The sequence below is a fragment of the Corynebacterium sp. HMSC14B06 genome (assembly GCF_001807075.1).
Taxonomy (GTDB): Bacteria; Actinomycetota; Actinomycetes; order Mycobacteriales; family Mycobacteriaceae; genus Corynebacterium; species Corynebacterium jeikeium_D.
The window spans coordinates 82,528-101,044 of sequence record NZ_KV787371.1; the positions used below are offsets into that span (position 1 = coordinate 82,528).

The 18,517-nt window shown below is 60.5% G+C and carries 16 protein-coding genes and 1 tRNA gene; 6 read left to right on the plus strand and 11 right to left on the minus strand.

Going from position 1 to position 18,517, the window contains the following annotated elements:
* Window positions 1–216: 216 nt before the first annotated feature.
* The gene (locus HMPREF3130_RS05610; protein WP_016422298.1) at window positions 217–1,524 is read right to left on the minus strand and encodes an MFS transporter; all 1,308 of its coding nucleotides are present in this window, start codon (window positions 1,522–1,524) and stop codon (window positions 217–219) included.
* A complete protein-coding gene (locus tag HMPREF3130_RS05615; protein ID WP_049170990.1) occupies window positions 1,521–3,044 on the minus strand; it encodes a glycoside hydrolase family 1 protein in 1,524 nt (507 codons plus the stop codon). The genes HMPREF3130_RS05610 and HMPREF3130_RS05615 overlap by 4 nt, the downstream gene beginning before the upstream one ends.
* 375 nt (window positions 3,045–3,419) lie before the next feature.
* Here HMPREF3130_RS05615 and HMPREF3130_RS05620 point away from each other — a divergent pair, with 375 nt between their 5' ends.
* Window positions 3,420–3,653: a hypothetical protein gene (locus tag HMPREF3130_RS05620; RefSeq protein ID WP_048734899.1), complete on the plus strand. Its 234-nt coding sequence runs from the start codon at window positions 3,420–3,422 to the stop codon at window positions 3,651–3,653.
* Window positions 3,654–3,799: 146 nt separating this feature from the next.
* The gene (locus HMPREF3130_RS05625; protein WP_070429499.1) at window positions 3,800–4,669 is read left to right on the plus strand and encodes a hypothetical protein; all 870 of its coding nucleotides are present in this window, start codon (window positions 3,800–3,802) and stop codon (window positions 4,667–4,669) included.
* A 16-nt stretch (window positions 4,670–4,685) separates the two neighbouring features.
* On the opposite strand, the gene HMPREF3130_RS05630 is transcribed toward HMPREF3130_RS05625, so the two are convergent.
* Both HMPREF3130_RS05630 and HMPREF3130_RS05635 read right to left on the minus strand, forming a co-directional pair.
* On the minus strand, window positions 4,686–5,303 hold the full coding sequence (locus tag HMPREF3130_RS05630; protein ID WP_016422294.1) for a DJ-1/PfpI family protein: 618 nt from the start codon (window positions 5,301–5,303) through the stop codon (window positions 4,686–4,688).
* A 107-nt stretch (window positions 5,304–5,410) separates the two neighbouring features.
* Window positions 5,411–5,884, minus strand: coding sequence for a ribose-5-phosphate isomerase (locus HMPREF3130_RS05635; protein WP_005511109.1), 474 nt, complete (start codon window positions 5,882–5,884; stop codon window positions 5,411–5,413).
* 228 nt (window positions 5,885–6,112) lie between these two features.
* On the opposite strand from HMPREF3130_RS05635, the gene HMPREF3130_RS05640 reads away from it, so the two are divergent.
* Entirely contained in the window at window positions 6,113–7,309 is a 1,197-nt protein-coding gene (locus HMPREF3130_RS05640) for a TIGR04053 family radical SAM/SPASM domain-containing protein (RefSeq protein ID WP_070429500.1), read from the plus strand.
* A 36-nt stretch (window positions 7,310–7,345) separates the two neighbouring features.
* On the opposite strand, the gene HMPREF3130_RS05645 is transcribed toward HMPREF3130_RS05640, so the two are convergent.
* Entirely contained in the window at window positions 7,346–7,990 is a 645-nt protein-coding gene (locus tag HMPREF3130_RS05645; protein WP_049193750.1) for a mycothiol-dependent nitroreductase Rv2466c family protein, read from the minus strand.
* Between the two features lie 148 nt (window positions 7,991–8,138).
* On the minus strand, window positions 8,139–8,669 hold the full coding sequence (locus HMPREF3130_RS05650; RefSeq protein ID WP_224783792.1) for an SMI1/KNR4 family protein: 531 nt from the start codon (window positions 8,667–8,669) through the stop codon (window positions 8,139–8,141).
* A gap of 176 nt (window positions 8,670–8,845) precedes the next feature.
* On the opposite strand from HMPREF3130_RS05650, the gene pepN reads away from it, so the two are divergent.
* Entirely contained in the window at window positions 8,846–11,548 is a 2,703-nt protein-coding gene (gene pepN, locus HMPREF3130_RS05655; protein WP_049193748.1) for an aminopeptidase N, read from the plus strand.
* Window positions 11,549–11,615: 67 nt separating this feature from the next.
* Complete coding sequence (locus HMPREF3130_RS05660) at window positions 11,616–12,014, plus strand: globin (RefSeq protein WP_049189869.1); 399 nt, start codon at window positions 11,616–11,618, stop codon at window positions 12,012–12,014.
* 18 nt (window positions 12,015–12,032) lie between these two features.
* Here the strand turns inward: HMPREF3130_RS05660 and HMPREF3130_RS05665 are convergent, their stop codons facing one another.
* The 5 genes from HMPREF3130_RS05665 to HMPREF3130_RS05685 all read right to left on the minus strand — a co-directional run bounded on the left by HMPREF3130_RS05665 (window position 12,033) and on the right by HMPREF3130_RS05685 (window position 18,318).
* Complete coding sequence (locus tag HMPREF3130_RS05665; protein ID WP_049189871.1) at window positions 12,033–12,836, minus strand: DUF8185 domain-containing protein; 804 nt, start codon at window positions 12,834–12,836, stop codon at window positions 12,033–12,035.
* A gap of 6 nt (window positions 12,837–12,842) precedes the next feature.
* Window positions 12,843–13,286 (minus strand): acyl-CoA thioesterase, encoded by a 444-nt coding sequence (locus tag HMPREF3130_RS05670; RefSeq protein ID WP_016422286.1) that lies wholly within the window; start codon window positions 13,284–13,286, stop codon window positions 12,843–12,845.
* 135 nt (window positions 13,287–13,421) lie between these two features.
* Window positions 13,422–15,092 carry an energy-dependent translational throttle protein EttA gene (gene ettA, locus HMPREF3130_RS05675; protein ID WP_016422285.1) on the minus strand — a complete coding sequence of 557 codons (1,671 nt, stop codon included), beginning with the start codon at window positions 15,090–15,092 and terminating at the stop codon, window positions 13,422–13,424.
* A 285-nt stretch (window positions 15,093–15,377) separates the two neighbouring features.
* On the minus strand, window positions 15,378–15,938 hold the full coding sequence (locus HMPREF3130_RS05680; RefSeq protein WP_049170979.1) for a single-stranded DNA-binding protein: 561 nt from the start codon (window positions 15,936–15,938) through the stop codon (window positions 15,378–15,380).
* Window positions 15,939–16,170: 232 nt separating this feature from the next.
* Window positions 16,171–18,318: a bifunctional copper resistance protein CopD/cytochrome c oxidase assembly protein gene (locus HMPREF3130_RS05685; RefSeq protein ID WP_049170976.1), complete on the minus strand. Its 2,148-nt coding sequence runs from the start codon at window positions 18,316–18,318 to the stop codon at window positions 16,171–16,173.
* 86 nt (window positions 18,319–18,404) lie between these two features.
* Between HMPREF3130_RS05685 and HMPREF3130_RS05690 the strand changes: the two genes are divergently transcribed.
* Window positions 18,405–18,477: transfer RNA gene (locus HMPREF3130_RS05690), tRNA-Arg, on the plus strand.
* Window positions 18,478–18,517: the final 40 nt, after the last annotated feature.

Here is an 18,517-nt window from a genome sequence, read left to right on the forward strand (position 1 = left end):
CTCGGCTCGCGGACCGGGCCTCGGCACCGGTCTCCACAGAGGAGACGGCGGGGGACGCTGCGCCGAATGCGGCGGGGGACAACTTCTTCGTGGGGCGCACGGGGATAAACACCTTTCATCGACTGCAACGAACGGTATCAAACCGTAACGCCGACCGCACGCCGTTCAAGGCACGAAGATTAAGGCACCGGCCGCACGCTGTTCAACGCACGGAGATCAGGGCACGGACCGCACCCGGTACACCAGCACCGCACCGACGGCGGTGAGCGCGCCCGCGAAAACGTACAGGCCGGGGTACCCGCCGAGGTTCGCCAACGCGAAGGCGGCGAGCACCGGGGCGGCCATGTTCGGGCCGGCGACGGCGAGGTTCATGACGCCCACGTCACGCCCGCGCTCATCGGCCTTGGGCAGCACCTGGTTGATCAGGGCCTGATCGACGGCCATGAACACGCCCCACGACAGACCCAACAGCACCGCCGCGCCGACGACCATGGCGAAGCTCCCGGCGAACGCCATGATCGCGCAGGCCCCGGCGACGCCCATCGACGACAACGCCACGAACACCCGGCGCTTGCCCATCTTGTCGGACACTTTGCCCGACAGGATCGCGGTGACGATGACGCACAGGGCATACGCGCCGGTGAGGACGAGTACGCCGGCATCCGGATCGGGGTGGCCGATGTGATCGCGCAGGTAATAGAACAGGTAGAACAACGCGACCGAGTTGCCCGTGGTCACCAGGAACCGGGCGATGAACACCCACGTGAAGTCGCGGTAGAGCCCTCCGGGCACCTCGGCGACGGCGGGCACCACGGCGTCAGCGTCCCCGCCGGCGTCGTCAAGCACCGGAGATGCGGCCGCCTGCGACCGCACCCGGGACACGTCGCGGAAGCCCGGCAGGAACTGGCCGATGAGCACCAGCAGCAGCGCCGCGGTGACGATGTACGCCAGCCCCAGGTCGAACACCGTGGCCACGACGGTGCCCAGCACCACGCCGAGGGTGTACGTCAGCCCCAGCACACCCGAGACCACGCCGTACTGATTGTCCGGCACCGTATCCGGCGCCACCGCCTGGGCCGCGTTGATTGACGCCGCGATGGCCAGCTGGAACACCGCCCACCCGATGGTCAACGCCATGAAGCCCGGCGCGGCGCCCAGGAACACCAGCGACCCGGCCGCCGCCAGCCCGCCGAAGAGGATCCACGGGGCGCGGCGGCCCCAGCGCGTGTCCGTGCGGTCCGACAACCACCCGGCCAGCGGATGCCCGATGATGGAGAAGAACCCGCCGACCGCCATGAGGAGCGCGAACTTCTCCTCCTTCTCCCCCGGATGCCAGATGAGGATCTGCTGCGCCAACAACAGCTGCGTCGGCGCTGCCCACGAGATGTTCTGCCCCAGGTACAGCAGGCCGTACCGCACGATCCAGCCGGTGGTCACCGGCGTGCGCTGGGCGGGGTCGGCGGTGAAACGCCCGACGTCGGAGATGGCGCGTTCGGAGGAGCCGGCGTGTTCGGAGGAGCTCATCCCTGCACCCCATCCGGCTCCGGCGGCTGCGCCCGCACGTTGGGGTCGGTGTGTTCGTCCGCGACGGGGTAACGACGGCCTGCGGTGTAGCGCCGGTGCAGCTCCGGGGTGATCCGCCCGGTGCGGGCCAGCTCGGCCAGCAGGTGGCCCGACGGCTTCATCGTCCGTTCCTGCGTCTCGTAGTCCAGGTGGACGATGCCGAATCGCGGCTCTTCGCCGTCGGCCCATTCCCAGTTGTCCACGAAGCACCAGTGGTACCAGCGCTCGATGGGCACGTCCGACTCGGCGATGGCCCGCAGGTGCTCCAGGATGAACCGCGGCCGGAACGACTCCAGCCTGCGGTCGGCAGCCCCGGCGTCCGGGTTGGCGTAGTCCCCGGCCGGATTCGGCTTTTCGACGCCCGCGTCCACGCCACCGACCGACAGCTCCAGATCGCCGAGATCGCAGGTGCCGTTTTCGGTGATCCAGACCGGTCCGCCGAAACGCTCGTTCAGGTCGCGGGCGCATTCGACCAGGCCCTCGGGGTGGATTTCCCACCCGAGGTCGTTGACCGGAGCCCCGACGAAGGTGCCGTCGTCGAACTTGTCGACGGCCGTGCGCGAGTAGTAGTTCAGGCCCAGGAAGTCGTGGTGGCGGCCCGACGGCAACCCGCGGCCGACCTTCGCCCCGCCCAGCAGCGGATGGAACTTCCCCGCCAGATGCGCGTCGGCGACGATGTCCTGGAACAGATGCCGATTGATCCGCGCCAGGCCGCGGTGGATGGGGTTGCGCGGATTGCGCGGCGCGAACGCCCGTGCGTGGTGGGCGATGCCGACCTTCGCCCGATCCCCCTGGATGCCGTGGATGACCTCGTAACCGCGGATGTGGGACACCGCCATGTTGCGCAGCACGGCCATCGTGTCGCCCCACGAGCGGTTGCCCGGCGGGCCCGAGCGGAACATGTGCGCCTGGGTGGCGTACACGTTCGGCTCGTTGACGGTGATCCACTCGTCGACGAGGTCGTCGAGCGCCCGCACGGTCGTCTCCGCATAGCGCAGGAAAGCCGCCGGCGATTCATCGGAGGTGAAGCCGCCGCGCCGAGCGAACCAGAGCGGATTGACGAAGTGATGGAGCGTCACCAGCGGACGAATCCCCTTGTCCCGCAGGTCGGCAATCTCCTCACGGTAGCGATCCAGCACCGCATGGTCGAACTCCCCCGGCCGCGGTTCGATACGCGCCCACTCCACGCCGATGCGAGCGATGGGCAGACCCAGCGACGCCATGAGCTCGTTGTCCTCCCGCCACCGGTTCCAGTGGTCGGTGGCGCGCAGCGGGGTCGAACCATCGGCGATGTTGCCGGGCTCGCGGGCCCAATCGAACCAGTCGTTGTTCTCGTCACCGCCCTCGATCTGCCCGGCGGCCGACGCCGTGCCGATCAGCAGACCCCGCAGATCGACGTCGTGATGCAACGGCTTCGCGAGCGGCGACGTGCGCGGCTGAGGATGGAGAGTTCGGTCATTGGCAGGCACATTGGTTGACATGCCGACATCCTATGTCACACATCACGCCTAGTTTTTGGTTTTCAAACAAAATATTATGGGTTTCGCGCGTCGACGGGGTCGTCGTAAAGCAACCGAGTAGAGCAACCGGATCGTTCGCGAAAAATCCGCTCCCCCTGGAACGAATCGGAGCCCCGGCCCGTTGTTGACGATGTCCCCCCCCAAAAAAAATCAAAAATCACGTTAGGAACCCCACTTGCCAGCCTTCTAAGCTGAAGACGCGGGTTCGATTCCCGTCATCCCCTCCACGCAACCGGGCGCATTGCTCCCGGTTTTTACTTTCTGAGCCGACGTCCGGGGACCAGAAATTCTTCTGACCTCTGTTCAGGATCCAGTGCTACGGGTACTCTGGGCACCATGAAGCCCACCATTATCGATGCCGATACTGGACACGAACTATGGACCGCGGTCGAATGCGCTGCTTTTTCCGGCACCGCACGTGGCACTTTCACCAGCTACGCTGGCCGCAAGAAGGCTCCTGAACCCGTCGCGAAGCTTCATGGGTTGACCCTGTGGGATTCCGAAGAAGTTCGCGCATGGCACGCCAATCGGAAGAGCCGCACCAAGAGCACCGACTCCGCCGAATCATAGATACCTACCCATACCCAATCATTTCCTGGTTCCCGAGCTACATCTGTCGGACAGATATGTAAGCTCGGGAACTTTTTTCGCTCTACATGCGTTATCTCAAGTAATTACAAGCAGTACCCGCAATTTCCTTTTTGGAGGCCTAGCCCATGGGGGCTTTAATCCTGATCGCGATCACCGTCGGCGGCGCAATTATCATCGCGTCGATGGCTCAAAACCGCTCTAACAGGGCCTTTGATGCTCGCCAGAACAATCAATTGGAAGACGCCGTCGCAGACGCCCGCCGATGGATTGAGCGACTGGGCTCACAGGTATTGAACCTGGCTGGCACCGATTCGGCTTCCACGCAGGCTCTTGCTGACGCATCCGAGCGCTACAATGCCGCTTCCTCGCAGATTTCTACTGCGCGCACCCCGGCACAGGCGCGAATGGCCCGCGAATCGGCGCTGGAGGGCCTGCACTACATCAATGCGGCTCGCGAAATTATGGGCCTGCCGGCGGGGCCGACACTGCCACCGCTGGAGGGGCAGAAGGCCGCTGGTTCTGTGACCGAAACTCGCACCATTGAGCACGAAGGCCACTCGGTTACCGCCTCTCCATACGCCACCCCGGAAACTCCGAACTACTACCCCGGTGGTCGTGTCGCTGGCCGTCCGGTTCCGGCCGGTTGGTACTCCGAGCCATGGTGGAAGTCCGCGCTCCGCACCGGTGTCTGGACCGCAGGCTCGATGCTGCTGTTCTCTACCCTCTTCCACGGTATGGCCGGTGTTGCCTACGGCGCTGATGAGTTCGCCAGCGGCATGGGCACCGGCGCTGACGACTTCGGCGGCACCGAGGACTTTGGAGCCGAAGACTTCGGTGGCGACGATTTCGGTGGAGATGACCTTGGCGGCGACTTCGGTGGCGGCGGTGCAGATGCCGGTGACGCAGGCGACGGCGGAGGCTTCTTCGACGGCCTCTTCGGTGGCGGCGACGGCGGCGGATTTTTCGACGGCGGATTCGACGGTTTCGATATTTAGAAAAAGCCCGGCGCCGCTATTTCGCTAAATCCGCAAAAGGATCGACAGTGCCGTCTGTCTGAGGCCGATACTCAATTTTTCTGGCGGCGAATCGACCAGCTTCCTTGCCAAGGATGCTGCTAATTAAAGCAACAGCCATATCCATACCTGCTGCGACTCCTGATGAGCTCCAGCGATCTCCGTCTTCAACCCATCGAGCCGCTTTCACCCACGTCACTTCGTTTCCGAACGAGGTAGCCCAATCAAAAGCCAACTTATTACTAGTTGCCCGCTTTCCTTCAAGAAGCCCAGCCGCAGCAAGCAGTGCGGAACCTGTGCAAACCGATGCCACTAACCGCGCCCGGGATCCGAGGTTGTTGAGCCAGTCCAAAAACTCTGCATCGTCAACTAGTGTTCTACTCCCGGCTCCACCAGGAACTAGAAGAATATCGACCGTTTCGAGGTCAGTGGCACAACGTGTGGCGATAACCTGCGCCCCCTGAGCGCTGGTTATCGGACCAGCAATGTTGGCGACATATTCGACCTCAATCTCTGGGACATGGCCAAAAAGGCCAACCGGTCCAAATACGTCCAAGAGCTCGAACCCGGGGAATAGCACAACAGTTACTCGGCGATGCGCTTCTTGATTTGTCATACGACAATTCCTACTCCGTCTACACATGAAAAAAGGTCTGGTCCCAGAGTTTTCTGGAACCAGACCCCTTTTTTATTCCTATCAACAGATAGCGAACAGCAATCCCTTTAAGCTTCTGGCAGCTCCGGGGCAACGCCAGTCTTTTCGTACTCTGCCAGAATGTCGATGCGGCGCTGGTGACGCTCCTCCTCGCTCCACGGCTGGGAGACGAAAGCATCGACGATAGCCAGGGCCTCTTCCTCAGAGTGCATACGACCGCCGAGGCCGATCAGCTGAGCATTGTTGTGCTCGCGGGCGAGCTTTGCGGTCTCCACCGACCAAGCCAGCGCACAACGAGCGCCCTTGACCTTGTTAGCAGCAATCTGCTCGCCGTTGCCGGAACCGCCGAGCACGATGCCCAGGCTGCCCGGATCAGCGACGGTACGGGAAGCCGCCTCAATGCAGAATGCTGGGTAATCATCTGCAGGGTCGTAGGTGTGAGCGCCGCAATCAACGACGTCGTGGCCAGCCTTCTCCAGGTGGGCCTTAATCAGGTTCTTCATCTCAAAACCGGCGTGGTCTGCACCAAGGTAAATACGCATGGCAGCAAGTTTAGCGGTTCCCACGGATTCCACGGCGCCTGCACCCGTTTTAGGTATTGCTTGACGACGTCTCCTGCGCAGCCGAATAGGGTGAAAAGTGACTGTATTTGCGTTTCAGCACGCCTTCGAAACCGGAAATTGGGTGCTTTTACCGTGTCTCCTGCGCCGCAAGCTCACTTCCAAGTCGATCCTGAAGCCCATGGCTCCCATGGGAATCATCACGCACCGGTGGTGCGAACGGTTCGGCATGACATCAACAAGAAACCATTTATTGTCATTTGGGAGGTCACGCGGGCTTGTGGCTTAGTCTGCAAGCACTGCCGTGCAGATGCGCAGCACGAGCCGCATCCTCACCAGCTTTCGACCACCGAGGGCAAGATGCTGCTGGAGACCTTGGCGTCGTATAGCAAGCCGAAGCCGCTTGTAGTGCTCACCGGCGGTGATCCTTTTGAGCGTGATGACCTGGAAGAATTGGTGCGATTCGGCACGGAGCAGGGCCTGAATATGTCGCTATCTCCATCGGTGACGCCGCGGCTCACGCCAGAGCGGATTCAGTCACTGCGTGAGGCCGGTGGCAAGGCGATGTCCATGTCGCTCGATGGCGCGACTGCCCAGACCCATGACAAGTTCCGTGGATTTTCGGGCACTTTTGAAAAGACGCTCGAAATGGCTCCGCACATCAACGAGGCCGGTTACCGGCTGCAGATTAACTCGACCCTGACCAAGGGAAATATTCATGAGGCGCCAGCGCTGCTGAAGACCGTCATGGAGATGCAGGCCAAGATGTGGTACGTCTTTTTCCTCGTTCCCACTGGTCGCGGTGCGGATTTGGGCGCATTGTCACCGGAGGAACGCGAGGATGTTCTGCACTGGTTGTCTGATGTGTCCAACCGAATTGCCATTAAGACGACGGAGGCGCCGCAGTATCGGCGCGTCGTCATGCAGCAGGAGGAAGCGAAGGAAAAGGGGCTGCCACCCTATGAGGGCGGCGAGCTCTACCGTTACTTGACCGAGGAAACGACAAAGCTGCTCGGTGCTGTGCCGGAAAAGCCACGTCGCCCGCGCTCCCCCATGGCCGTCAATTCCGGGTCAGGTTTTGCCTTCATTGACCACATCGGCGACGTCTACCCCAATGGCTTCCTGCCGCTTCACTGCGGAAATGTGAAGGCCACGCCATTCCAGGAAATCTATTCGAACTCGCCGGCGTTCAAGGCCCTTCGCGATCCGGACAATTGGCATGGAAAGTGCAGCGTCTGTGAATACCACAGCGTATGCGGTGGGTCCCGGTCGACCGCGTACGCGTTGACCGGGGATTACACGGCATCCGATCCAACCTGCGTCTACATTCCGCCGCGGTGGGCTGCGATGAGCGAAGAAGAACGGCAGGCCTCTACCGGGCAGAATGCTGGAGCCGGAGCGGGTTAGCTCTCCTAACTGCGCGCCCCAGCTGCTACTGCTTTCTTAGTCGAAGCGCGGGCTCTCAGTCCGGGAGCGCTTAATCTCGAAGAAGTACGGGTAGCTGGCAAGGGCGACCGAGCCGTCGAAGATCTTGCCCGCTTCTTCGCCGCGTGGGATACGGGTAAGCACTGGACCGAAGAAGGCAACGTCGTTAAGCTTGACCACCGGAGTGCCGACGTCGTTGCCGACCTCCTTCATGGCCTCTGCGTGGTTTTCACGCATGAGCTCATCGAACTCAGTGGTCAAGGCCTGGGCCAGTCGCTCTTCCGGCAGTCCAACCTCTGCGAGGGCTTCCTTAATCAGCTCGTCGAATGCGTGCTCCGGCTCGTCGACATGCGCGTGGCGATCGATGCGGTTTTCGTTGTGGACCTTCGTGCCCAGCGCGGTGTAGAGCTTGTCGACGGCCTCCTGGCCATCCTGGGAGAACACGGCGTTGAACAGGCGTGCCGGGGTCCAGTTGCACTGCATCATGAACTTGTAATCTTCCGGCAGTTCATCGCGGCCTTCATTGAGCACCGACAGGCTCATCGGCTTCCACTCGATCTCGATGTCGCGGACCTTTTCGACTTCCTTAATCCAGCGCGACGTCACCCAGCAAAACGGGCAGGAAACGTCGAAGTAAAAAGTGACCTTGTCTCGATTGCTCATGTGAAAGTCCTCCTAAAGCATTGATTGACTTATCAACGACTATAGGGCGGATTTTTTCGGCTCGCATTCATGAATTCGGATGGGTCCGAAGTTCTACCGGACCTGGTGTTAACTGGCTCCCCCATCGGGCGCCGTCTAAATCGCCTACCTAACCGTTCCAGGGCAAGCCCGTAGCCTCCAGGGAATCAGCGGCAGCCTCCAGGTAGGCAGGCCAGTCGGCGTAGTCCAGGAACTCCGAGCCCACCTCGTGGTCCATGGAGACCATCTTCCCCGAGCGCATGTCCAGACAGTAGTTGTTTCCGCCGAAGTCCATGACCAGTGGAATCCATGCCTCGTGATACCACTTGCCATCCGAGTCGGCGCTGTCCATGCTTTCGGCTTCAAAGTCATCGAACTCGCCGTCGGCCTGCAGCTGAGTCCACAGCTTGTAGTCATTCAGAATCGACTTAGGCGGTGCAATCCAGCCACCGTCCCACGGCTCACCGTCCACAGACGCGTGCCGCAGCCACGAAGCTCGCACGTAGTCTGGCAGCTTTACTCCGAGGTCAGCCTCAAGCTGATCCAGTTCCGCTTCTGTCGCCGGGGCCTCCAAAGCATCGTCGCCAAGCTTTGCTTCAATGCGATCCCACGCCGCGTTGACCCGTTCAACCTTGCTTGCATCATCACTGAGTTCGTACATGAAACGAAGTGTATTCACGTTCGGCTTTGCTCGCATGCCAAAGAAGCCAAAATCTCGCTCAATCGACCGCCAATCGACCGCCCGAATCGACACGCAATGAGCGAGGAAGTCGAGGTCACCCCGCCCACCACGCTACTGCCCGATTCCCAATCCGGGGTCGTGGTTACACTTGTCGCATGACTTCCACGAACCTAACCAGGACCGAGGCCGCCGACCGTGCGGCCATGCTCGAGGTGTCCCACTACGACATCTCCCTCGACCTTACGACCGCACCGGTCGGTGGGCAGCACAGCGCACCAACATTCGCTTCCAAGACCACAATTTCTCTGAAAGCGAAGCGCGCTGGTTCCACCTTTATTGACCTGCGTGATGCGGTTGTCAAGAGTGTGACCATCGACGGCGTCGATGCCACGGAGGCCGCTCGCTATGACAGCGAGACCGGCATTAACGTAGACCTGACCGAAGGTGACCACACCGTCGTTATCGATGCGGACTGTCGTTACACCAATAACGGCCAGGGCATTCACCGCTTCCAGGATCCCGCCGATGGCGAAACCTACCTGTACTCGCAGTTTGAAACTGCCGATGCCAAGCGCGTGTTCGCCTGCTTTGACCAGCCGGATTTGAAGGCGACGTACTCCATCCACGTCGTGGCGCCGAAGGGCTGGAAGGTTATTTCCAACTCGGTAGCCAAGACCGGCACCACCACCGATGTCCACGGCAATGAGGCCGACACCTTCGACTTCTCAGTGGATGTTCCGCTGTCGACGTACCTCGTCGCAGTCTGTGCGGGCCCGTGGCACGAGGTCACTGACTCGTGGACCGGCACTGTCGCACCGCACCCGGAAACCCCTGCCGAGCACCAGCCGGACGGCGAGCTGACCATTCCGCTAGGAATCTACTGCCGCCAGTCCATCGCCGAGTACCTCGATGCCGACACTCTGTTCAAGGAGACCAAGGAAGGCTTCGACTTCTACGCCAAGCACTTCGGCGAGCCCTACCCGTTCGGCAAGTACGACCAGATCTTCTGCCCGGAATACAACATGGGTGCGATGGAAAACGCCGGCTGCGTGACCATCCGCGACGAGTACGTCTTTCGTTCCAAGCCCACCCATTACCTCTACGAGCGCCGCAACGACACCATCCTGCACGAGATGGCTCACATGTGGTTCGGCGATTTGGTCACCATGCAGTGGTGGGATGATCTCTGGCTCAACGAGTCCTTCGCTACCTGGTCGGCTGCCGCCGCACAGGTTGAGGTTTCCGATTACAGCCACGCCTGGACCACCTTCGCCAACGTAGAGAAGGCCTGGGCCTACAAGCAGGATCAGCTGCCGTCGACGCACCCGATTGCCGCCGATGCCAGCGACATTGACACCGTCGAGCAGAACTTCGACGGCATCACCTACGCCAAGGGCGCGTCCACCCTCAAGCAGCTGGCCGCCTACGTTGGTCAGGACGCCTTCCTCGCCGGTGCTCGTCTTCACTTTTCCCGCCACCGCTTTGGCAACGCCACCTTCGCGGATCTGTTGGAGGCGCTCTCCGAGGCCTCCGGTCGCGATCTGTCTGGCTGGGCCGATCAGTGGCTGACCACCACCGGCATCACCACCCTGGCGCCAGAGTTCCATCAAGAGGACGGCAAGTACACCTCCTTCGCAGTCACGCAGGAAGGCGCCGAGCCGGGTGCCGGTGAACTCCGTGATCACCGAATCGCAGTGGGCATCTACAACCTGCGCGGCACCGGCGCGGACGCTGTACTTGAGCGCACCAAGCGCGTGGAAATCGACGTCCGCGGTGCCCGCACCGATGTCCCAGATCTGGTCGACACACCAGTTGGCGACGTCGTGCTGGTTAACGACGACGACCTCACCTACAGCATGATTCGCCTGGACGAAGGCTCGCTTGCCACCGTCATCGACAACATCGGCGCTTTCACCGATTCGATGGCGCGCACACTGTGCTGGTCCGCCACCTGGCAGATGGTTCGCGCAGGCCAGATGCGCGCTCGCGACTTCGTCAACCTGGTGCTTCGCGGCATCCCGGGCGAGGATAAGCTCTCCGTCTTGGAGCGCGTCATCGCTCAGGCGGTCAGCGCCGTCAACGTCTACGCCGATCCTCAGTGGGCCGAGTCCACCGGCCGCGATCTGCTGGCTCAGGGTCTGTTGGACTACGCGAAGAAGGAAACCGACGCCGACCGCGCCCTGGTTTTCGTTAACGCTCTGGCTACCGTGGGCTCGTCGAATAGCGACGTCGCCGACGCACTGCGCGCCATCTACGCCGGCGACGCCGACAAGGCTGGCTTCCCCGCTGTCACTGTCGACACCGACATGCAGTGGCGCGCCTTGAAGGCTCTGGTTTCCGCTGGTCTCGAAGGCGAGGAGGCCATCGCAGAGCTTGAAAAGACCGACAATTCAGCACTCGGCGCACAGGCCGCCATCGCCTGCCGCGCCTCCGTGCCGACGCTCGCCAACAAGTCCCGCGTCTGGGCTGAGGCGACTGTCTCCGGCGACGACGCCCCATCGAACCTTGTCATTCGCCACCTGCTGGCCGGCTTCAACGCGCCGGGCTCGGGTGCAGTGCTCGCGCAGGCGCTTGACGACGACTCCCGCGCCACCATCAACGCGGAGCAGTCGGCAACCTCACTGTCGGAGCACTTCTTCGCTGTTGCCAACAGCTGGTGGAAGCAGTTCTCATCCGAGACGGCACAGACGCTGCTCGAGGGCTTCTACCCCACCTGGGAGATCAGTGATGAGGCAATTGCAGCCGCTCAACGTCTGCTCGACAGCGACGAGACTGCATCGCCGGTCAAGCGCATCATCTCTGAGCAGCAGTTCCTGGTGAAGCTCGCTCTTCGCGCCCGCGAGTTCGACGCGAAGTAACAAGTGATTTCGGCCGGCACTTTGGCCGTTATCGTTTTCGTGGCATCAAGTCGATAGACTTGGTGCCATGACAACTTCTCAGACGCTCTTTGACTCCGTCGGCGGCGAGGATGTCTTCAATCGCATCGTCCATGGTTTTTACACGCGCATGCGTTCCGATGACCTCATCGGCCCGATGTACCCCAGCGATGACTGGGAGGGCGCCGAGGATCGACTCCGCATGTTCCTCGTCCAGTACTGGGGCGGGCCGCGTTCGTACAGCGAACAGCGTGGTCATCCGCGCCTGCGCATGCGCCACATGCCGTTTTCCATCGGCGAAGCCGAACGCGACCGCTGGCTGGAGATCATGAGTGCCTCACTCGCAGACATTTCCGATGACGAGCTCCCCCGCCCCCAGCGCGAAGCCATGTGGAACCACATGGTGCAGGTTGCTGACATGCTCATCAACCGCTTCGACGCGCAGTAGGAATTAGGCCCTGCGCCGCTAGTTCAGCAGCGGCAGCACGCCAAAGGACTCGAGCGTAAAGATCGAGCCAAACCGCCCATCCAGCCGGTGCCACCGTCCCTTTGTGGACACGCGCACCGGCTCTTTTTCATCCGGTTGCTCCGGGATAAAGCCCATCGTGCACAGCGCAAACACGTCCCGCATGGTCACGTCCACCACGCTTTTCGACGTCTCCTGCGACTGCCCTTCCCCTGTATCAACAGTGGCTTCACCGGTACCGCCGCTGACAGTGAGAACCTTTTGGTCCAGCAGAGACGGTGGCATGCCCATCGGGCCGGAAGATTCGACGGCGACCGCGCGCCCCTGCTTCTCGAGAGTCCGGAAGGCAGTGGCTGGAACATAGTCGACAACCTGCCATCCTTCCGGCACTGGCAGGAATCCCGGCCAGGAGGACGCCGACTGCGCATGCACGCGGTATGGCATCGCGGTGAGCGAAGCTTCTTTCTCCTCTCCGTCCTCAGCAGTTTTTGCCTGCGCAAAGGCACGCACTGCGATGTCTTTAATCTCCGCGGCGGTGACGATGATGTCGTCGGGAAGCGCGTGCAGCGCAATCGTGCGCATGGCGAGCGGGCCGATTGGGGTCTTCACCCATACCTGCGACATTGCGGGCGCAGCGTTAGGCGCGGACGAGGAACTGATACCAGCGGCGGCGGTCTTACGTACTCGGATGCGTAGCAACGTGCTCTCGTCGAGGGCGTAGGCCTTATGGGCCAGGACGCCCAGGTTCTTCAGGGCATCGGGAGTGCCGAAGGTCAGCTCGGCAGCGGGATGAGAAGTGGTCACGGCGAATTACTTGTCCTGGTCTTCCTTGTTGTCTTCGATTGCGGGAGCTGCAAAACGCTCCAGTTCACGGCGGGCAGACGGGGAGAGCTCGACTGCCTTCGCAGTCTTGAGATCAAACATCACCATCACGGTTTCGAGCACAGCAACGATGTGATCATGCTGGTCGGAGATTGTCTGGCGAAGTGTGAAAGAGGTGCGACCGAAGTTGATGATCTCGGTCTCAACCACAACTTCCTGGGTGTCCGGCAAAATAGCGCGGACGTAGTCAATCTCCAGGCGACGCACCACTGCCGCAGGCATCCCTGCCCCGCCGCCGAGACCGCGCATCACAAAGTCCAGACGAGCCTGCTGGGCGTATTCCAGGAAAGCGGTGTTGTTGGCGTGGCCATACTGATCGAAATCAGACCAGCGGATAGCGACGTTGGTACGAAATGGTGCTGATTCAGTCATACCCAGAACTATAGGCGTTTTCTGGAGCTACGAGCCTGCGAATACGCGAAAGCCCGGGACCTGTGCACTGGTGCGAGCCAGTCCACAAGGTTCCGGACTTTGCCGTTGGCAAAAATCAGATTCGCGCGAAACAGATTATCGGGTCAGGCGACGGTGCGTGACGCGCGACGGGCGTGCAGCCTCCTCGCCGTAACGCTCAATCTTGTTCTTCTCGTAGCCCTCGAAGTTGCCCTCGAACCAGAACCACTTGCCCTCTTCGAAGTTGCCTTCCCATGCGAGGATGTGGGTACAGGTGCGGTCCAGGAACCAACGGTCGTGGGAAATGACCACGGCACAGCCCGGGAAGTTCTGCAGTGCGTTTTCCAGCGAAGACAGGGTTTCGACGTCAAGGTCGTTAGTCGGCTCATCCAGGAGGATCAGGTTACCGCCCTGCTTCAGGGTCAGCGCGAGGTTCAGACGGTTGCGCTCACCACCGGAGAGAACCTTCGACGGCTTCTGCTGGTCCGCACCCTTGAAACCGAATGCAGACAGGTACGCACGAGACGGCATCTCGTTCTGGCCGACCACGATGTAGTCGAGACCATCAGAGACAACCTCCCAGACGGTCTTTTCCGGATCGATGTTTTCACGACCCTGGTCAACGTAGCTGAGCTGAACAGTCTGACCGACCTTGACCTCACCGGAATCCGGCTGCTCCAGACCCACGATGGTCTTGAACAGGGTGGACTTACCCACACCGTTCGGGCCAATCACACCGACGATGCCGTTACGCGGCAGGGTGAACGACAGGTCCTTAATCAGGACGCGGCCATCAAAGCCCTTCTCCAGGTCCTTGACCTCAACAACCTGGTTACCCAGGCGCGGCGGGGTCGGAATCTGAATTTCTTCGAAGTCGAGCTTCTTGTACTGCTCGGCTTCCTCCACCATCTGCTCGTAGCGCTCCAGACGGGCCTTGTTCTTGGCCTGGCGAGCCTTCTGCCCCGAGCGGACCCACGCCAGCTCATCCTTCAGGCGCTTCTGCAGCTTGGCGTCCTTCTTACCTGCAACCTCAAGGCGCTCAGCCTTCTTCTCCAGGTAAGTCGAGTAATTGCCCTCGTACGGGTAGAGCTTGCCGCGGTCGACCTCACAAATCCAGCCAGCGACGTGATCCAGGAAGTAACGGTCGTGAGTCACGGCCAGGACAGCGCCCGGGTACTTAGCCAGGTGCTGCTCGAGCCACAGCACAGACTCGGCGTCCAGGTGGTTAGTCGGCTCGTCGAGAAGCAGCAGGTCCGGCTCGGAGAGCAGCAGCTTTGCCAGTGCTACACGACGACGCTCACCACCGGAGAGGTGAGTAACCGGCTCGTCCGCCGGCGGGCAGCGAAGCGCATCCATTGCCTGCTCAATCTTGGAATCCAGCTCCCAAGCATCAGCGGCGTCGAGCTCCTCCTGGAGCTTGCCCATTTCTTCCATGAGCTCGTCGGTGTAATTGGTGGCCATCTCCTCGGCGATGGCTTCAAAACGAGCCTTCTTCTCGAAGATGTCGCCGAGGCCCTCCTCGACGTTGCCGCGAACGGTCTTCTCCTCATTCAGCGGAGGCTCCTGCAGCAGGATGCCGACAGTGGCGCCCGGCTCCAGGAAAGCTTCACCGTTACTCGGCTGATCAAGGCCAGCCATAATCTTCAGAATCGACGACTTACCTGCGCCGTTCGGACCGACCACGCCGATCTTTGCGCCCGGGTAAAACGCCATGGTGACGTTGTCGAGAATAACCTTATCGCCGTGCGCCTTGCGCACGTTTTTCATCTGGTAGATGAACTCACCCATGGTGGAATTTCGTCCCCTCGTAGAAAGGAAATAAGCAATCCCTGTAGAGGTTACGCATAGGAACCAAAAGGCACAATCTACATGGGCGTACCCGCAATCCTTTCCCACCAAAATCTCTGCCAGGCTCCTAGCAAAACTAGCTGCGAGATAACGCTGCCGAATCGTATGCGATCCCTCCCCTTTCTCAGCAGCGTCACCTCACGTGCAGTAATTACCCCTCCCCTCTTTCCGCTCTTTCAGCGGCTCCCCCTCATTCCGCTCTACAACGATGTACTGGCTCCTGGGTTAGAACGGCGCACTGACTCCTGCATCAGCCATTTCTCGCTGCTCCGAACTAGCTGCACCTGTGTTCCCCGCCTCACCAGCGCCGCCCGTACTAGCAGTGAAGGTGCGCACGGCCCCGGCCTGAGACGCAACTGTCTCAGTAACCGAAGCTTCCGAATCCCCAGTCGATGACTCACCAAGACCAGTCGGCGACTCATGCGGCTTCTCAGTCATAGTCTTCACCGTTGCCAGGTGACGGCGCAGATTCGGACCTACCGCCTTAGCAATGATCTTCTGGCGCTGATGCTTCGTACCATCATCGCCCTCCCAGCGATCCGTACGAACGTGACCGTGGACAATGACGGCTTGGCCCTTCCACACCGTGTTATTCACGTTCTCGGCGAGCTTGCCCCAACATTCAACATCAAAATATGACGTCTCCGACTGCTCCCAACCATTCTCCCCCTTCCATGACTTGCTGGATGCCACAGAAAACTTGCAGACCTTTGCCCCAGAATTGGTATTTCGATTTTCCACATGATGGACCACATTGCCCACCACGGTAATAACTGCCTCAGACATCGGGCTCCTCCCCCAAAGAAAGCGTTTACCTACTGCGGCCGAATAATTCGAAGGTGTCTCATTCGTGCCGTGCCAATTACTTTTCCGGCTTCGAGAAACAAATGAAAGAGGTACATAAAAAGCCTGTGGATAAGTTTGTCGAAAAGACAACTATCCACAGGCTACGTATGAAGTTGAGGGGCGAAGTCGCGGCAATCCTCGTCGTCAAGCATGCAAAATCAGCTTAACGACGCTACCTTCCGCGCCTCTTCGAGGCATCAATCGGATTATCCATGTGCACCGGATGCTGCGCGTCAACCTCCGAGGTGTAGTAATCGCGCTCATCCTCGCCGCCAACACCGACCTGCTGGCTCATGCGAGCGAGCATTTCGTTGTAAGCGGCCAACTCCTCATCATTGTTGCGGTCCGCGACGCGGTCGTAGCGGGCTGCATCCTTTTCATCGGAACGCCGCCACTGTACAAACAGCGCAACGGTGACGATGTAGAGCGGAACCTCACCGGCAGCCCACGCGACGGCACCACCAACGTTCTGATCTTCCAGGAGATTCACTGCCCAAGGGAGATCCAGGCTGGCGTAGTAGGTCTCGGCAAGCACCTGCTGCGACTGCATCAGCGAAATACCGAACCAAGCGTGGAACGGCAACGACCCCATCAGCGTGACCAGCTTGACCGACGGCTCAATCTGCTGTGGTGCAGCATCGACACCGATAATGACCCAGTAGAAGATGTAACCGGAGATCAAGAAGTGGATGTTCATGAACACGTGGCCCGCGTGCTCATCAGCCAGGAAGTCGTAAATCGGTGTCATGTAGAGCAGGTAAAAGCCCGCGACGAACTGCACCGTTGCCACAACCGGGTGCGTGAGGAAACGCGACACCGGGTTGTTGATGAAGACCACCAGCCACTCACGAATACCAGGCAGACCATCGCGGCCGGCCGGCTTCAGCGCACGCAGCGCGAGCGTAACTGGGCCGCCCAGGACCAGCATGACCGGAATGCCCATGGAGTAAAGCATGTGGGCGATCATGTGAACCGAGAACAGAGCCGGCATGTACACGCCCAGCGCGCTGCACGAAGTAAACAGCAGCGTGGCACAGCCGGCGAGCCACCACAGGGTGTTGGACAGCGGCCAGGTACCGCCGCGCTTCTTCAGCAAGTAGAGCCAGTACAAGTAAATCCACGCGGCAATGATGGCGGCAGAGCCGAAGAAGATGTCAAAGCGCCACTGCGTGAACATGGCCTCCCAACCGAATGGGATCTCCAGGTTGTAACCTAGCTTGACCTGCATCTGCGTAATCGACGGCAGGCCCTCACCGCCGGCCTGCTCAGAGAAATTCGGTGGCGGCGGAGTACGGCCCAGAGCTACGGCAACGCCGATTGTCAGCGCCATGATGATGACCTCGACAATGGCCAGACGCCAGAATGGACGATTCGACTGAGCGCGCTCAATCTCCGGAATGGTGATCTTGCGGTGCACATAGCCGCATAGGCCCAGCAAGATAGTGAGAACGGCCTTGACCAGCACCATGATGCCGTAGTTGTTGCTGACCAGGTCAGACCAGTCAATGTTGATGGCTGCGTTAATGAAGCCGGAGGCAGACATGGCGATGAAAGCCACCAACGCCACGAAAGAATAGCGCTTCACTACCTCTGGCATCCATTCACCGCGACGACGCGCGTGGCCAACCAGCGCCATCAAACCGCCGACCCAAAACACAGTGAAGGTCAAGTGCCAGATGTAGGAGTTAGTGCCGTAGTCATGGGCACCACCGGAGGCATTGTGGCTTACAACCGCCAGCGGCATCATCGACACCAAGCTGATGGCGAAGAACACCGGCTGCCAAATCCACTTACGAGTCAGCGATGAACCAAGCGCCACAATGCCCGCAAAAATAGCTACCCACAGCCACGCCAAGCCCTCCTTGGTCTGCTCCAACGACACAGCCCAGTTACTCAGCTGAATCGTCGTCGACAGCGGCTGGCCCGACACATCGGAGAGCACCAGCGGAATCTCCATCAGCGCCATGAGGCCCCAGCCGAGCATGGCCCACATACCCGTGCGGGATGCCGTGTAGCCGTCGAGGCCCAAAGTGCCGTCGGCACGCTGCTTCGTACCGAAAGCGGCGAGCATAAACGAACCGACACCGAGGCAGGCGAGCAGCTCACCGGCCGCCTTCGCGAACGGGAACCCGAAGGTGGTGATTGTGCCGGGATCGGGAATACCCAACGTGGCGCGCGAATCCATGTTGAACGCCATCGAGAGCAAACCAGCTAGAACGCCGCCGATAAGTACAAAAACAACGTACCAACCAGCAGATTTACGGACTTTCTTATCCTTGCTAACAGGCGGAGAGGTCTCGGCCTTGGTCGTGGCAGTCATAGCCCTAAGCTTAGCGACCAAAGTCCCTAGAACAGAACCGGTTGTGATTGGCTACATTAGAGACGCTACAATGCTTTTCTTAGCTAGCCTCCATAGCTCAGTGGACAGAGCAGTCGGCTTCTACCCGATTGGTCGAGGGTTCGAATCCTTCTGGGGGCGCAAAAATAGGGTTAAGTAGCAAAAAGTGTGTCCGCTCGGC

What these genes read in the sequence shown, in the direction of transcription:
- HMPREF3130_RS05610 (WP_016422298.1), bottom strand. Translation starts at nt 1,524, where the DNA reads ATGAGCTCCTCCGAACACGCCGGCTCCTCCGAACGCGCCATCTCCGAC.
- HMPREF3130_RS05615 (WP_049170990.1), bottom strand. Translation starts at nt 3,044, where the DNA reads ATGTCAACCAATGTGCCTGCCAATGACCGAACTCTCCATCCTCAGCCG.
- HMPREF3130_RS05620 (WP_048734899.1), top strand. Translation starts at nt 3,420, where the DNA reads ATGAAGCCCACCATTATCGATGCCGATACTGGACACGAACTATGGACC.
- HMPREF3130_RS05625 (WP_070429499.1), top strand. Translation starts at nt 3,800, where the DNA reads ATGGGGGCTTTAATCCTGATCGCGATCACCGTCGGCGGCGCAATTATC.
- HMPREF3130_RS05630 (WP_016422294.1), bottom strand. Translation starts at nt 5,303, where the DNA reads ATGACAAATCAAGAAGCGCATCGCCGAGTAACTGTTGTGCTATTCCCC.
- HMPREF3130_RS05635 (WP_005511109.1), bottom strand. Translation starts at nt 5,884, where the DNA reads ATGCGTATTTACCTTGGTGCAGACCACGCCGGTTTTGAGATGAAGAAC.
- HMPREF3130_RS05645 (WP_049193750.1), bottom strand. Translation starts at nt 7,990, where the DNA reads ATGAGCAATCGAGACAAGGTCACTTTTTACTTCGACGTTTCCTGCCCG.
- HMPREF3130_RS05650 (WP_224783792.1), bottom strand. Translation starts at nt 8,669, where the DNA reads ATGTACGAACTCAGTGATGATGCAAGCAAGGTTGAACGGGTCAACGCG.
- pepN (WP_049193748.1), top strand. Translation starts at nt 8,846, where the DNA reads ATGACTTCCACGAACCTAACCAGGACCGAGGCCGCCGACCGTGCGGCC.
- HMPREF3130_RS05660 (WP_049189869.1), top strand. Translation starts at nt 11,616, where the DNA reads ATGACAACTTCTCAGACGCTCTTTGACTCCGTCGGCGGCGAGGATGTC.
- HMPREF3130_RS05670 (WP_016422286.1), bottom strand. Translation starts at nt 13,286, where the DNA reads ATGACTGAATCAGCACCATTTCGTACCAACGTCGCTATCCGCTGGTCT.
- ettA (WP_016422285.1), bottom strand. Translation starts at nt 15,092, where the DNA reads ATGGGTGAGTTCATCTACCAGATGAAAAACGTGCGCAAGGCGCACGGC.
- HMPREF3130_RS05680 (WP_049170979.1), bottom strand. Translation starts at nt 15,938, where the DNA reads ATGTCTGAGGCAGTTATTACCGTGGTGGGCAATGTGGTCCATCATGTG.
- HMPREF3130_RS05685 (WP_049170976.1), bottom strand. Translation starts at nt 18,318, where the DNA reads ATGACTGCCACGACCAAGGCCGAGACCTCTCCGCCTGTTAGCAAGGAT.